The organism is Verminephrobacter aporrectodeae subsp. tuberculatae, assembly GCF_026127385.1.
In the GTDB taxonomy this organism is placed as follows: Bacteria; Pseudomonadota; Gammaproteobacteria; order Burkholderiales; family Burkholderiaceae_C; genus Acidovorax; species Acidovorax aporrectodeae.
In genome coordinates this window covers 306,867-320,465 of sequence record NZ_QZCX01000002.1, presented here as the reverse complement: position 1 = coordinate 320,465, position 13,599 = coordinate 306,867, and the positions used below count along the sequence as shown (strand labels likewise).

General features: G+C 62.1%; 11 protein-coding genes and 1 pseudogene. 10 read left to right on the top strand and 2 right to left on the bottom strand.

What is annotated here, in order from left to right:
- Nucleotides 1-29: 29 nt before the first annotated feature.
- Nucleotides 30-875: a M48 family metallopeptidase gene (locus D5041_RS09410; RefSeq protein WP_265281698.1), complete on the bottom strand. Its 846-nt coding sequence runs from the start codon at nt 873-875 to the stop codon at nt 30-32.
- Between the two features lie 201 nt (nt 876-1,076).
- Between D5041_RS09410 and D5041_RS09405 the strand changes: the two genes are divergently transcribed.
- From D5041_RS09405 to D5041_RS09385, 5 genes are all read left to right on the top strand, one after another.
- Nucleotides 1,077-2,450 carry an AmpG family muropeptide MFS transporter gene (locus tag D5041_RS09405; RefSeq protein ID WP_265281700.1) on the top strand — a complete coding sequence of 458 codons (1,374 nt, stop codon included), beginning with the start codon at nt 1,077-1,079 and terminating at the stop codon, nt 2,448-2,450.
- A 206-nt stretch (nt 2,451-2,656) separates the two neighbouring features.
- The gene (locus D5041_RS09400) at nt 2,657-2,908 is read left to right on the top strand and encodes a hypothetical protein (protein WP_010109523.1); all 252 of its coding nucleotides are present in this window, start codon (nt 2,657-2,659) and stop codon (nt 2,906-2,908) included.
- A gap of 100 nt (nt 2,909-3,008) precedes the next feature.
- Entirely contained in the window at nt 3,009-3,509 is a 501-nt protein-coding gene (locus D5041_RS09395; protein WP_265284550.1) for a hypothetical protein, read from the top strand.
- 40 nt (nt 3,510-3,549) lie between these two features.
- Entirely contained in the window at nt 3,550-4,083 is a 534-nt protein-coding gene (locus D5041_RS09390) for a hypothetical protein (protein WP_265284549.1), read from the top strand.
- A 35-nt stretch (nt 4,084-4,118) separates the two neighbouring features.
- Nucleotides 4,119-4,634 (top strand): hypothetical protein, encoded by a 516-nt coding sequence (locus D5041_RS09385; protein WP_265284548.1) that lies wholly within the window; start codon nt 4,119-4,121, stop codon nt 4,632-4,634.
- Here the strand turns inward: D5041_RS09385 and D5041_RS22110 are convergent.
- Nucleotides 4,610-4,787 (bottom strand): annotated as a pseudogene (locus D5041_RS22110) (transposase); the annotation flags it as partial. The gene D5041_RS09385 and the pseudogene D5041_RS22110 sit on opposite strands and share 25 nt — an antisense overlap.
- A 134-nt stretch (nt 4,788-4,921) precedes the next feature.
- On the opposite strand from D5041_RS22110, the gene D5041_RS09380 reads away from it, so the two are divergent.
- The 5 genes from D5041_RS09380 (at nt 4,922) to D5041_RS09360 (ending at nt 13,441) form a co-directional block, all read left to right on the top strand.
- On the top strand, nt 4,922-5,182 hold the full coding sequence (locus tag D5041_RS09380; protein ID WP_265284546.1) for a hypothetical protein: 261 nt from the start codon (nt 4,922-4,924) through the stop codon (nt 5,180-5,182).
- Between the two features lie 119 nt (nt 5,183-5,301).
- Nucleotides 5,302-7,086, top strand: coding sequence for an RHS repeat domain-containing protein (locus tag D5041_RS09375; RefSeq protein WP_265284545.1), 1,785 nt, complete (start codon nt 5,302-5,304; stop codon nt 7,084-7,086).
- Entirely contained in the window at nt 7,049-7,627 is a 579-nt protein-coding gene (locus D5041_RS09370) for a transposase (RefSeq protein ID WP_265284544.1), read from the top strand. The genes D5041_RS09375 and D5041_RS09370 overlap by 38 nt, the downstream gene beginning before the upstream one ends.
- A gap of 333 nt (nt 7,628-7,960) precedes the next feature.
- Nucleotides 7,961-11,707, top strand: a complete 3,747-nt coding sequence (locus D5041_RS09365; RefSeq protein WP_265284543.1) for a choice-of-anchor Z repeating domain-containing protein — start codon at nt 7,961-7,963, stop codon at nt 11,705-11,707.
- A gap of 201 nt (nt 11,708-11,908) precedes the next feature.
- Nucleotides 11,909-13,441, top strand: coding sequence for a hypothetical protein (locus tag D5041_RS09360; RefSeq protein WP_265284542.1), 1,533 nt, complete (start codon nt 11,909-11,911; stop codon nt 13,439-13,441).
- Nucleotides 13,442-13,599 lie beyond the last annotated feature (158 nt).

The window sequence follows — 13,599 nt, the reverse complement described above, 5'->3', positions numbered from 1 at the left end:
CCGGCCATTGCCTCTTGTCAACAGAGCTGTCAGCCGCTGCGCCGCGCGGCCTCGTACAGGCCCTGCACCTTGGGCAGGTTCTGCTCCAACTCGCGGATGCGCTCGGGCCCCGAGGGGTGGGTGGACAGAAAAGCCAGCCCGCTCTGTTTGTCACCGGTGGCTTGGCCCATCTTCTTCCACAGACTCACGGCCGCCGAGGGCGGGTAGCCGCCGCGTGCGGCGAGTTCCAGGCCCACCAGATCGGCTTCGCGCTCGTCCGAGCGGCTGAACTGCAGGGTAAGCAGCTGCCCGCCCAGGTCGGCCGCGGCCCGACCCAGGTCGCCCAAGCCGAGCCATTGCGATCCCAGGCGCAGCGCCAGGTGGGTGCCCTGCGTCTTGGCGATGCGTTCGCGCGCGTGCTCCCGCAGGGCGTGCGCCATCTCGTGGCCCATGACCATGGCGACCTCGGCGTCGCTGAGTTTGAGCCGCTCCAGGATTGCGCTGTAGAACACGATCTTGCCGCCCGGCATGCAGAAGGCGTTGATCTGCTCGTTGGCAATGAGGTTCACCTCCCAGCGCCACTGGCGCGCGCGCCCGTTCCAGGCTGCGGTGTGCGCAATCAGCCGGCGCGCAATGCTGCGCAGGCGCTGCAACTGCGGGTGCTCCTGCGGCGCGAGCGCGCGCCTGTCCCGGGCCTGCGCCAGCATGTGCTGGTACTGCCGGGCGGCAGCGGCCTCCAATGTGTCCGCGGGCACCAGCTTGCGCAGGGAGGACGACGGGCCCACGTCCACCTGCGCCAGCGCCGGGGCGGCCACGCCAACTCCCGCTGCCAGCAGAAACGCACGGCGCGCGGACCAAGGAGGCACAACACAGGAAGCGGGACAGAACAGGCACATGGAGGAACCTGCAGGAACGCGCGGCCGCTGCAGGATGTCTGCGATGATAGGACAAGCTGCGCGCCCTGCCCCCGCGCCTGCGCGCCCCGGAGGAAATGTAAGTCCGGAGTCAGAAAATTCACGGAAGCCGGGGCGATGATAGGACACGCCGTGCACGCAGCCCCGCTGCAATCCTGCGCACGACCCACCCCCTGAATACCCATGCCAGACAACTCCCGCGAATACACCGCTGCCCAGGCATCCCCCCGCACCCCATGGCTCGAGACACTGCGCGTGTACCTGGAGCCTGCGAGCCTGCGCATGCTCGCGCTCGGGTTTTCCGCCGGACTTCCGCTGCTGCTGGTGCTGGGCACGCTGAGCTTTCGCCTGCGCGAGGCGGGAATCAACCGCAGCACCATCGGCTACCTGAGCTGGGTGGGCCTGGCCTACGGCTTCAAGTGGCTGTGGGCGCCACTCGTGGACCACATGCCGATTCCGCTGCTCACGCGCCTGCTGGGCCGCCGCCGCAGCTGGCTGCTGCTGGCGCAAGGTCTGGTGACGGCGGGCCTGGTGGGAATGGCGCTGACCGACCCGCACCAAGCGCTCGGGCCCATCGTGGGCTGCGCGCTGGCGGTGGCGTTCGGCTCGGCCACGCAGGACATTGCGCTCGACGCATTCCGCATCGAATCGGCGCACACCGACCGGCAGGCGGCACTCGCCGCCGCGTACATGAGCGGCTACCGCCTGGCCATGATCTGGGCCGGCGCGGGCGTGCTGTGGATCGCCGCGCGCGCGCAGGACGCGGCCACCATCGGACAGGCCGTAGCGCAGGACGCGGCGGCGCACCAGAACGGCGCGTGGCGCGTGGCGTATCTGGCCATGGCCGCGTCGATGGCCGTGGGCTGGGTCACCGTACTGTTCTCGCACGAACCCGCGCCGATGCAGCGCCCCCCCGTGAAGAATGCGGTGCAGTGGATCCAGGACGTGCTGCTCGGCCCGTTCACCGACTTTTTTCAGCGCTACGGCTGGTATGCCATGCTCATCCTGGCGCTGATCGCCATGTACCGCATCAGCGACGTGGTGCTGGGCGTCATGGCCTACCCCTTCTATGTGGACCAGGGCTTCAGCAAGGACGAGGTGGCGGCCGTGTCCAAGATCTACGGCGTCTTCATGACCCTGGCGGGCGCCTTTGCGGGCGGCGTGCTGACGCTGCGCCTTGGCGTGATGCGCACCCTGATGCTGGGGGCCCTCCTGAGCGCGTCAACCAACCTGCTGTATGTCTGGCTCGCAGGCCGCGGGCACGACCTGTCCGCGCTGATTACCGTGGTGTCGATCGACAACCTGGCCGGCGGCATCGCCTCGTCCGCCTTCATCGCCTACTTGTCGAGCCTGACGAATGTGCGCTACTCGGCCACGCAGTACGCGCTGTTCAGCTCAGTCATGCTGCTGCTGCCCAAGTTCGTCGCGGGCTTCTCGGGCCGCTATGTCGATACGTTCGGCTATGCGCAATTCTTCAGCGTCGCCGCCCTGCTGGGGCTGCCGGTGCTGGTGCTCATATGGCTGGTTTCAAGATTTGAAAAGACGGATGGCGCATAACTCCTCGGCCCCCTCGGCGTAGGCCCGCAGGTCGACCACACCGAAGCGGAAATCCGCTACGACACGGGGCGGTTTGTTCAACGTGGAAGCGTTCAAGAGCCGAACCCCGGGTCAGCAAATCACCCTGAGCCTGACCAATAGTTACCAAGACGCAAAAGACCGAAGGAACAAGAACGACCCGTTACCACCACGACAGCGACAACCGTTTGATCGAGGTGCAAAATGGAGATGAAAACACCGTAGCCCGTTATGGCTACGACCCCATGAACCGGTGCATCTGGAAAGAACAGTACCGTGACAAGACAGGGCAACTTCTGGCTCCGGCCATGCGCACATACTCCCTGTATGCCGGCGGGGAAATGCTCGCCAAAGCCACACAGACCCTGGAGATCCCCGCCGACCAATCCATCAGCGCCAGTCATGCTCCGGGCATATTTATTTTCCAAAGGCCTGGGTGATGAGTTACCGCTCCCTCATCAGGGATTTATATAAATTTTTGGATTCTGAAAATGCAGGAAAAAAAGGAAACACCTTATGTGTCAAATGATTCGTCTATGCATGGCATGGTTTTTTGTCGGAATCGTCATCATTCCCACAACAGTTTTTGCTGATAACGATCCCCGCCCCGGTTCTCAGGCTGCATTGAACATCTTGGTTCATAGTTATCGGCGCACAATCATCGAGTTGGTGGAGTTTCAGGAAAAAAACAAAGGAATTCCGGGCTTTAATTCCTTTACAAGCTATCAAGAACAGATTTTAGCGACCATAGTATTGGGTTTGGACAATATAGACAACAACGCAGCAAACCAACTGGTGTTTGATTTGTCTGGAGTATATTTTGGAGAAGCTCCAGCAGCCGTGTTTTCATGTCTTGTCCAGCGCAAAGGAAGAAAATTAATGAAGTATCTTAAAAAAGGACAATCTCTGACCAGTTGGTGCATCAAGGAATTGCCTGCAAAGGTTTGTCACGAAGAAAAGCATGCACTCTCAAATTTGCTTGGGAATATTGAAAGAGAAAGTTATTTGGAATGTGGTCTGCCCATTTATGCCTACCCATAGGATTTACACAAGCCAAGATTTCTGAATAATATCGCACATTATGTACCAATTGGCTCGTCTTCTATGCAGGGCGTGGTTTTTTTCCGGCATTGTCATCATCCCCGCAACAGTCTTTGCTGATATCGATCCTCGCCCTGGGTCTCAGTCCGCATTGAACGGCTTAGTTCTTTACTACGGCCTTATAGTTAGCGAAATGGTGACATTTGAGGCGGAAAACAAAGAGGCTCTGGCTTCTGATCTCTATTTGAACTATCGGAGCTATCGAGAGCAAGTCTTGGTGACTGTGCTAAGGGGCTTGGATAACATAAACAACAGCGCTGCAGATCAACTGGTGTTTGATTTATCGGGGGTGTCCTTTGGCGAAACTACAGCCCCCCTGTATGCATGCCTTGTGCAGCGCAAGGCCAAGAAGCTAGTGAAGTATCTAGAAAAAGGACGTTCGCCGACCGAATGGTGCACCAAAGAACTACCTGCAACTGCAGCGGTTTGCCGCAAAGAAGAAGATGCTCTTCTGCTTTTGCGGGGTAGCATAAGAAGAGTAAATTCAAAATGTGATTTCCCGCTCTATCAATAAATCAGAATAAAAACCAGAAAATCCACGATTATGTCATGATTTCTATGAGCTTGTACATCTATGCCTACAGGTTGTCGAAGGCTGTTGTTGAGAAAAATGAGGATGCTTTCGGCGATATCTGCCTGGATTTGGAGTGCTCACAGTTGGAAAATGACTTCTGGCCACCGGATATCTTCGACTTCTTTATTGATGCGCTTAATAACGAAACTATTTGTGCGATGGATGGTAGTTGTGCTTTGTTGGGAACGCTTTCGAGGGACTTTGAAAAATTGACGCAAGAGCAATCGGCAGAACTATTCATGTTGTTCGATCTGCGTGCCGACACATTTTCTGATGAAATGCTGCGCCATTCGATTAGCAACATGATCGCGTACATGTACCCTCCTGAGATGGGGATGGAGTTGTTCACCAAATGGAAGATGAGTAGTTTCCCAAGGCGCCAGCACATGGCACAAGTGGGTTTTGAAGTTTTGTTGATGGCAGAAAGATTGAATAAAAACTTGGCGAGTGTGGCATGCGACCATCTTCAGGAACTCTGGCAACGAAAGTGAGCAACGTAAGCCAGGAACTGAAGCAGGTAGGCGATGGTGATGAAGTTTTCGCTCGTGCGGAATCCACGCGCAGCGCGCTTGGCCTGTTGAAAAACTCCGTTCATGGCCTCCACTGTAGACATTGCTGCGATGCTCCAGCATGCCCCTGCCCACGAACCGCGAGGCCACGCAGTTCCAGGAGCACAGGTCCCAGGTCTTTGCGCTGGCGCCCAACCAGATCCGACTGGTGCCCGTGATCGTCGGGGGGATACGCCAACCTGCCGGGAGCCCCGCAGGCGCAGGTCGGGGTGGAAATCGCCCCGTTCGAAGGCGAGATCGTCAAGATCGCCCGCGACCAAGCGGTGGCGCGCTTGGTGGTGGATTCCCTTTTTGGGAGCAGCAGCTTGACCGGATTTCACATGTCTGCAAGAGAGGCACGGCTACTCCCATTACAGGCGCGGCCGCAAGGGAAATCAACGATTGCGAGTGCCAGCGATGATAGGGTCAATCACATTTCGTTATACACAAGCCCGCTTTCAACCGATGCCGCTGGCGATGAAGTGTCGTAAGTGCTTGATTTGTATAGGTTCGACATGAACCGCTCACACGGCGGCCAACAGCTGTAAGTCGTTGATTTGTATAGGTTTTCATGGCTTATGTATAACGGAATGGGTCAATCATCCTTCTGATGCTGATTGCTTTCGTTTGGCTCCGCTACGACTGGGTGCTGGACTGGGGGTCGCATATGACGCATCGCTTGTTCGCGAGCAAGAAACTGTTGTCTTACGAGCGGCTGGTACTCAATGCATGGCGTGCCTCACTGCCGGGGGATGCTCAGCGCATTCTTGACGCGCAGTTTGAAGCTGTCTGGCTCGTGCAACGTGGCGCCGGCGATGCAAAGGTGTGCTTCTACCATCGTGAAGATCGCGGTACGCCGCGATTCAGGCTTGACCCGTTGGACCTGCATGCTGCGACTGTGCTGTTGTGCTCTGGGAGCACAGCAACGATGCGGGCAAAAATATTCCTTCATGGAGGGTTATTTTTCTCGATTGAATTCCCGAAGCGGCCAAAGCGCTACATGCAGTTGCACCGCATGCAGGAACAGGTGCTGCATGTAGCGCGCGTCGAAAGTCACGCAACCATTGTTCCATGTCCCGCAGGCGGAGTGACATTTTTTTGCGCACAGGCCACGGACTCGAGCCTGTGCGTAACCCTACCCAATGGCTATGCAGATTTCAGGGTCAACGACTTGGATGCAGGTAGCGCGCCCGGAAATGTGAAATGGGAGCGGCAGTGGGACGGTCAGGAATGGAAATTCAATCCCCACTGGGAAAGCCTGTCGCAAAACTGGAAAAACCTCACGGGCAATCGCAACGCTGACCCCGGGGAAGCCAGCAACCCGAACAACCAAGGAGACGCCGGGCGCTGGGTCTTCTGGGTTAATGAAGACTGGCAGCCATCAGTTGAAAGAATGGCTAGCCGTCGTACAGTCCAGCCCGTCATCGTCGACGGCGTACCGCAGGCTCGCCCCATGGTCCCGCTCCGCAGCACCCCCTTTAACCGGACCCTCGGTCACAGCAATGCCACCGACTACCCGCCGCCGCGACGTGTCAACTTCGATTACGCCCTGCTGTGCACTGAATCGGACGCCAACTTGGTGGAAGCGCAGGCAATCAGACGCATGGACCAATTGTTCCTGGGCGAAGACGGGCGCTACACATTCGGCAACCGCACGTTTCTCGAACAATGCCCCGTGCGCCAGATTCCAAGCGCAGCCGCTACGGCCCTCTACGGCAGCCTCGCGGCAGGTCGGGTTTCTGTCGCCGCAGAGGTCAACGATAAAGGCTACCGCTGGAGCGACAGAAACGGAAACTGGGCCGACTACAACACGCAAGGCCAGATCGTCGCCACGGGCGATCCCAATGGCAACACCCTCTGGTTGCTCAGGGAGCGCTCGGGCCGCGTCGTGGGCGTGGCCGATGGCGCTGGCAACGCCCTGCTGAGCCTGCATTACACGGGGGAGTTGTTGACCGAGGTGCGCGATCATTCCAAGGCGGGCTCCGCAGTCGGAGCGTCAGGACGCTCGGTGAAATACCGCTACGACGACAAGAACCGGCTGACCCAGGTCACGGACATGCACGGAAACACCGTGCAACACACCTACGACGCCGCAAACCGCATCATCCAGAGAACCGACCAAGAGGGGCGGGTGGAGCGCTTCAGCTACGCCGGCCAATCCATCAAAAAGCACATCGCCGCCAACGGTGCGATCACGGACTACGAATTTGAGTATGACGCCGCCAACAAGCAATTCATCAGCCGGATCACCGGGCCCGAGACAGCAGTGGGCAGGCAGGTCGTCGAATACATCCACAACCGCATGGGTCAACTGGTGCGCCACACGGTCAATGGATGCGAGGAAGCCGAGATTTTCCATGACACCGGGGCCGGTAGTGCCAGCCCAAACTGCTGAAAACCACCAGTGCCGTGCCGTAATCCTGCTTGATCAAAAATGCCTGGATGAATGTTTCGACGAGGATACGAAAATGCGTGGAGCACGGGTTTCGTGTCATCGTGATGATCGCACGGCAGTGATTCTCATTCAACCCGCCAGGGTATGCCTGCCAAGGATGACCGCAGAGGATGTGTTCCATGGTGAACTGAGTATCATCAACCACGGCCTGACACAGGCCGACAGCCTCAAGCAAAAGCTGGCACGCGGTGTATGCGAGGGCCAAGGCGCACAACAGCGCACAGCAGGCTGGCGCCGAACGGCAGGCTTGGTTGAGTTGGACGTTCAGATGCCGGCTGGAACCGTTCAAGAAGCTGGCCAGCAGCCTCAAGAGCGCTTTGCTGTGGTGGTGCGCGGCATGTTGGGGCATCGCAGCAACGCCTGCGTGGATGCCATGAACGGACTCTTGCAGCAAGCCAAGCGCGCAGCCCGTGGGTTCCGCACGAGCGACAACTTCATCACCATCCCCTTCGCGCCCGTTGGGGTCACGCGCGCAGGATAGTCAGCCGATGGCTGTGTGAATGAGGCGACAACTATCTTGAAACGCGCAGATCGTTCGACAAAAAACCGCTCTTTTCAAGATTAACGGCGCGCTCCCGTGCTACATTTCAACGTAACTCAAGATCAATAAACGAGGGAGTTCCAATGAGTGGTTTCTGCCCCATGCACCGCACGGACCGTGCATGTTCCTCCTTGCAGGCCCTTGCGGTGGCTATTCCCACCGCGACCCACACCTGACCGATCGGCAACGGACGGCGTCGCGCATCCGGCCCTCCGGGGGTCGTCTGCGAGGCTGTGCCCGTGCGCGCTGGATCGGGATGAAAAGAACGCGGATATGCGCACCACTGCACCTGCCCATTACCAGGAAACTGGCGCAGCGGCCATTGGATCGGGCAAGGCTCCCGGCCATTCCGGTTTTTCGCCTTGGGACGTCATCGTGCGCAGGGTCGTGCGGCATGTGCTCATGCTGCTCGCACCCGGTTTCGTGCTGTGTGCGGCGGCGCAAACCACGGTGTCCGAGCCGATAACGGCGAATACCCATTGGACCTTCGCGAACCACCCCTATATCGTCCGGGGTGAGTTGGCTCTGCAAAACGGCGCGGTTTTATCGATCGATCCCGGGGTGACCGTGTACATGGCGCCCCATTCCGGGCTCACGGTGCACAGCGGGAGCATTCGTGCCCTGGGAACTGCCGAGAAACCCATCCGTGTGCTCTCCGAAAAACACCGATTGGACCAGACCCCCGGTCCAGGCGACTGGAAGCAATGGATTTTTGAGGCCGGTGCGGTCAATACCCGCCTGGAGCATGTCGATTTCGAGCATGGCCGGGGCCTGGTCGTCCATGGCGCGGCGCCGGTTTTCAATTACCTGAATTTGCGCAACCACCTGGGCGCAGCCATTTCCATCGATCTGGCCGCGTCACCGTCGGGCGTCGGGCTCCAGGCCAGCGGCAACACCTTGAACGGCATTGCGGTTCCTGCGGGAGAGATTGCCACATCCGTGCAATGGGGCCTGCGGGGCATCCCCTATGTGCTCGTCGCGGGCGTCGTATCCGTCGGGACCGCGCCGGCCATCACGTCGGTCAGCCCCAGCGTCGTGGAGCAAGGGCAAACCGTGGCGTTGACGATCAGCGGCGTGCGCCTTGCCGGCCTGCAAGGGGTCGAGTTCGACCGCTCCGGCCTGCAGGCCACGGTGTTTCCCGGCGCCACCGACAGCCAGGCCGTGCTGCAAGTCCAGGTCGATCCTGCTGCCCAGCCCGGCCCCGCCGAACTGCGTTTCAAAGTGGACGCGGGTGAGGTGCTGCGCTTGCACGCCATCACGGTGACTGTGCCGACGCCATCGATCCGTGCGCTCGATCCGGACACGGTCGTCGCGGGCGCCGGGCCGCAAGCGTTTCGCGTGCTCGGGCGCAACTTTTCCGCGCGCTCCGAAGTGCTCGTGAACGCTGCGGCATTGCCGACGCAGTTCGTCAGCGCGGGCGAGTTGAAGGCCAGTTTGCCGAATCAGACGACCCCCGGCACGCTGCAAGTGCAGGTGCGCACTGCGGATCCGTCGAATCCGGCTTCGCCTCTGCTGTCCGCGCAGGCGGCTCTTTCGGTTCAGGCCCCGGTTCCTCCAACGCTCTCGGTGGAGCCCACGCCCATCGCTTTGCCGCCAGACAACAAGGCGCGCGAAATCACGCTGCGCCTGTCCAAGGCCGACTACCGCGACAACGTTCTGAACCTTTCCGTGGCAGACACCACCAAGGCGAGCGTCAGCCCCGCGAGCATCCTCGTCGCGGCCGGGCAGACCAGCGTACGCATTTCGGTCGTGTCCAAGCGCGCGGGGACGACGACCCTGAACGTCGATTCACCAACACTTGCGGGGGTTCGGGTGCCAATGTTCATCACTGCGGACTTCCGCGGCGCGAACATGGCTTTTTCCGCTCCGGTGGGCGTCGTCGTTGCGCAGTCCTCGGCCTCCGTTGTCACCAAGACCGTCAGCGTGACCCATCCCACGGTCGGCGTGGCGGTGGGCGCCGTGCTCACGGGGGCAGATCCCGCCGCCTGGGGCCTTGCAAGCGAAACGGCTCTGACCGTGCACGGCCGGGGCATCCCGGCCGGGGCGCAAATCGAACTGCAACCGAACACGGGCGTGAGCGTCGGGACTGCCAGCGTGAGCACGGACGGAACCAGGCTCACGGCAAATCTTCAGACCGCTGCGGATGCCCCGCTGGGTGCGCGCAAGCTGATCGTGAAAGACGCGGGGGGTCGGGTGATCGACTTTGCGGACCCCGCGAAATCGGTCGTCAGCATACTCACCGGCCTGCCGACCATGGAATCGATGCTGCCGTTCGCCGTCTTGCGCGGTGGCACGGTCGAACTGTTGATTCGTGGACGGCATCTGCAGCAAGGGCGGGTCGTGCTGGTTCCGGCGGATGGGGTCGCCGTCGATACCCAGCCCCAGGCGAGCGCTGACGGAACGACTCTGACGGTGCGCTTGTCGATCGCTTCGGATGCGCCTCTGGGCCCGCGGACGGTTCAGGTGCTGACGCCCGCAGGCGGCACGGGCAGCGTGCCTGCCTCCACGAATACGCTGACCATCGCCAGCCACGTGCAGGACGCATCCCGGGCCATCACCTCCCAGCCGGTGGGGGTGCGCGTCGGTGCCGATGGCCCTGCCCCCGCGGCCACGCTGTCCCGTCTCCAGACCAGCCCCCTGGTGGGCTTGCTTGTCGGTGGCGGCGTGACAGACGTGGCGCCGCGCGTGGGCGTCGTCGGAACGGACGTCGAGGTGACGCTTCGGGGTGTCGAACTGCAGGGCATGACTGCGGTGGATTTCGTTCCCGCGGCTGGCCTGCGCGTTCTGGCCGCCCCGGTCGTCGACGCACAGGGGACGCAGGCCCGGTTTACGCTGCGGATCGACGCCGACGCCGCAAGGGGCCTGCGCAGCCTGGTCGCGAAAGCGGGGGATCAGACCCTTGGATTCGTCCGTCCCGAACAGGCCAGTTTCCTGATCACCGCGCCGGTTCCCGAACTGATCTCGGTCAGCCCCCAGGTGATCGTTGCCGGCCAGGCAGCCACGGCGCTGCACGTGCGCGGCCGCAATTTCAGCAACATCACGGGCGTGCGCGCCGAGCCGACCAATGGAATCACGGTCACGGGCCCGTTCGAAGTCGGCGCAGGCGGCACGGAACTGGGCTTCAAGGTTCTCGCGGCCACGGGCGCGACGGCCGGCGAGCGCACCCTTGTCGTCTCCAGCGCCGCCGGGGACTCCAGCACCGTGCCCGCTGCGGGCAACCTGCTGCGCGTGGCGCGCCAGGCCGGGCCCGCCTACGCCGATCTGCAATCCGCTGCCGTGGGCGTGGTGGTGGGGGCGGGCAGCGGGTCCGTGGGCGCGCGCCAGGAACGGTGGCTGTCGTCGCCCATGGTGGGATTGATGGTGGGAGAGTCCGGCCGGGTCACCGGGTGGCCCAGCACGGCGGCCAGCCCCGGCGTGGGACTGTTGGTCGGCGCCGGCGCCCGGTCCATGTCTCCCTCCGGGTGGTTGCGCGGGGCGAATGGAAACATCGTCATCGAAGGCCAGGACCTGGGCAGCGTGACCGCAGCGCGCGTCGAGCCAAACACGGGACTGCTGCTCGGCCCGCCGGTGGTGAGCGCCGATGGAAAGCAACTCAGCGTGTCGATTGCCGTGGCGCCCGACGCGCCCATGGTCGAACGCACGCTGCGCCTGACGCGCTCCAGCAGCGGGGATCTTTTGTTTACCGACAGCACCCTGGGCCGATTCGACATCGGTCAGATGCCGACGCTCAGATCCCTTGCGCCCATCGTATTGGAGCAGGGCAAATCAACGCCCCTGACCATTCGCGGCAGCCAGTTGCAGGGGGTCACCGGGGTGGTTTTCGAACCCTCCGGCGGAATGCGCGCCGTCTCCGCGCCCACCTGGGGGCAGGACGATTTTGGCGAATTCCTCCGGGTGACCGTCCTCGTGGAGCACGACGCAGCCACGGGCCAGCGCGTGCTGCGCCTGCAGGTGCCCGGCGGGATGACGCCTGCGTCCGCCGAGGTCGCCAACCGCCTGACGGTGGTCGCACCGCAATAGAGCCGCAACCCGCACCGCTGATCCATGAGAAACGCAGACACCACCCCGTACCGGAGAACCACCATGAGCACATTCCTGACTGCCAATGGACCGCTGGGCCATTGCCCGAAGCCGGCGCACGCCAGCGTGCACGCGCCGATCCCGTCCCGTACCCATCCACCGCCACATCCTTCCGGTTTGAGGAGTTTTTTTATGAACCCTATGGATAAACCCCTTGCCATCCCCGCGCATTCCCGGAGGATGCTGCCCTTGCTCGCCGCCACGGCAGCGCTCTGGGGCACTCCGGGGCACGCCGCGTTCAACAGCGGCAGCACGGGCGCGGACGGCGCGCTCGACGTTTCGGTCAATACCGAAATCGTTCTGCCTCCTTCGGGCGTGTTGAACTACACGAGCATCAACATTCCCGTGGGGGTGACGGTCACGTTCAAGAAGAATGTGACCAACACCCCGGTGTACCTTCTGGTCAGCGGCAATGTGACCGTTGCCGGCATCCTGGATATCCGGGGGGCGCATGGAAAGGCCACGGGTACCTACGGCGATGGCGCGCTTGGCGACGACGGAATTCCCGGAGTGGGCGGCCCCGGTGGCTATGACGGTGGCCGGGGTGGGCGCCAGGACGCCGCGCTGACGCCAACGATTATCCGCGGGGGCCCCGGTTTGGGGCCGGGCGGTGGGGCCGGGGGGACGGAAGGTGGTGATGGATGCAGTGCCAGCGGCTACTACCAGTATTACGGAATTGGCGGAGCATACGCCGCTGCCGCTTATCAAGCACACGCGACGCCCTACTGTAATACGGCGTCCTTGACAAAATTTTCGCCCCCTTATGGATCCCCCTTGCTGCAACCTCTTTTGGGCGGCTCCGGCGGCGGCGGCGGTCGGGGAGGAACGACCTACCCGGGCTCCGGCGGAGGCGGTGGCGGGGGCGCAATCCTGATTGCGTCATCAGGGACCCTGCAAATCACGGGAACCATCAATGCCCAAGGCGGTGACGCAGGCGGCGGAGGCGGGTCAGGCATGGGAGGTTCTGGAGCGGGCGGGTCGGGCGGTGCGATCCGTCTGGTGGCAACCAGCATTGCCGGCAATGGCAGTCTGCTTGCCGATGGTGGGTGTTGGGGTGGGAACCGCGAATATTGTGGATCCACTGGTTATTACAGCCAGAATGGCGGCTCCCCCGGCCGCATCCGCCTGGAAGCCGAAGCCGTTACCTTTTCCGGCGCATCCAGCCCCACATACGCCGCTGACGTCCCCGGGCCCGTGTTTATTGCAGAGGCCCCCAGCCTGCGCATTCGTTCCATTGCCGGTCAGGCGGTCCCGGCCAACCCCACGGGAAATGCGGACGTGAGCCTGCCCGCCAGCACGACGGATCCGGTGGACGTCGTTTTTGCAACCACCAACGTGCCCGTGGGAAATACCGTCAAACTGCGCATCGCCCCCGCGTATGGCGCGGTCACCGAAGCGCTGAGCCCGGCCATCGCCGGAACCGCTGCCGCGGGCACGGCGCAGGTGAACGTGGCTCTGCCGGCGGGGCCCAGCACCTTGCAAGCGACCACCAGCTACACCGTGGTGGTGGCCGGCACGCTGGACCTCTCGCGCTTTGCCCGAAACGAGGCGGTGGAAAAAGTCGAAGTCACCGTGGCCTTGTCCGGTGAACCCCGAACGCGCGTCATTACCGCCACGGGAAAGGCCTACGACGTGCCCTACGCGACGCTGCGCGCAGCGGGGTTTCGTGGCTAAGCGCGCAGCGGATGGCGCGCTCCGGCCTGCCCGTGCAACGGCGCCGTGCGCGCCGGGTGCGGGGCTCCCGGCGGCGCGGCCCGGCCTGAGCAGGGCCTGACTGCGCGCACCCGATCCGCACCGCTTGCACCGCATCCGCATCCAAAACCCTCTCCACG